Annotated in this window: 1 protein-coding gene and 1 pseudogene; both read left to right on the top strand. The window is 47.9% G+C overall.

Translation table 11 applies throughout. From position 1 onward, the window contains the following. Positions 1-988, top strand: a 988-nt coding sequence (gene phoR, locus R7F67_RS24610) for a phosphate regulon sensor histidine kinase PhoR (RefSeq protein WP_318057510.1), incomplete at its 5' end; no start/stop codon positions are given. Beyond that, positions 988-1,158, top strand: a pseudogene (locus R7F67_RS24605) (phosphate ABC transporter substrate-binding protein); the annotation flags it as partial. The gene phoR and the pseudogene R7F67_RS24605, both read left to right, overlap by 1 nt.

Genomic DNA, 1,158 nt, shown 5'->3' with positions numbered 1-1,158 from the left:
CGAATCATTGCCCGATGCCGTCGTAGTATTTCGCGCGGAAGGCAACATTGTTTGGTGTAACCGGTTAGCTCAACACCTGTTAGGCTTCCATTGGCCAGAAGATTCCGGTCAACCTATCTCGAACCTGATTCGAACTCCAGATTTCATCAAGTACCTCAATAAAAAAGATTTCTCTGAACCGCTAGAAATGCGCTCGCCGTTGAATGTCGAACGTATGTTAGAACTGCGTATCGTGCCTTACACGGAAGGTGAACACCTGATGGTGGTGCGTGACGTGAGCCAACTTAAGCAACTCGAAGGAATGCGTCGTAACTTCTTCGCCAACGTTTCTCATGAGCTACGCACTCCGATGACCGTACTACAAGGTTATCTGGAGATGACGGAAGACCCAGATATGATCGTCGGCCCGATGTGGACTAAAGCGCATGGGGGGATGACGGAGCAGCTTAACCGCATGAACAGCTTAGTGAATCAACTTCTTACCTTATCTAAGATTGAAGCCGCGCCGATGCATGAGTTGGAAGATGTCGTAAACGTGCCAGCAATGCTTGAAGTCTTAGAGAAAGAAGCGATCAGCTTAAGTGGTGATGACCAACATAAACTCAAGTTTGATGTCGATACCAGCCTTCGTGTGCTTGGAGATGATGACCAATTGCGCAGCGCGATCTCCAACCTTGTTTACAACGCAGTGAAGTACACTCCTCCGGGAGCCAATATTCATGTTCGTTGGTATCAAACCGCACAAGGTGCGTGCCTTGAAGTTGAAGACAGTGGTGATGGTATTGAGCCACAACACTTGCATCGACTGACTGAGCGTTTCTACCGAGTTGATAAAGCACGTTCACGCGATACTGGTGGCAGTGGTTTAGGATTGGCAATTGTGAAACATGCGTTGAGCCATCATGACTCACACCTGGAAATTCAAAGTGAAGTCGGTGTAGGCAGTAAGTTCTCGTTCGTACTTCCAAGTCGTTTGGTGGTGAAATAATGGGACGTCGAGTCAGTAAAGTCATCGCTTGTATCGCGCTTATTTGTTCGAGTATGGCGGTTGCTCAAGATAAGCCATTACCGAACTACCATAAAACCACTGGCATTGTTGGTAACTTGCTTTCGGTAGGCTCAGACACTTTGGCGGGGATGACCAAACTTTGGGGGGAA

The sequence above is a fragment of the Vibrio sp. YT-17 genome, from assembly GCF_033337375.1.
GTDB classification, from domain to species: Bacteria; Pseudomonadota; Gammaproteobacteria; order Enterobacterales; family Vibrionaceae; genus Vibrio; species Vibrio alginolyticus.
This window is presented reverse-complemented; position numbering and strand designations above follow the sequence as displayed.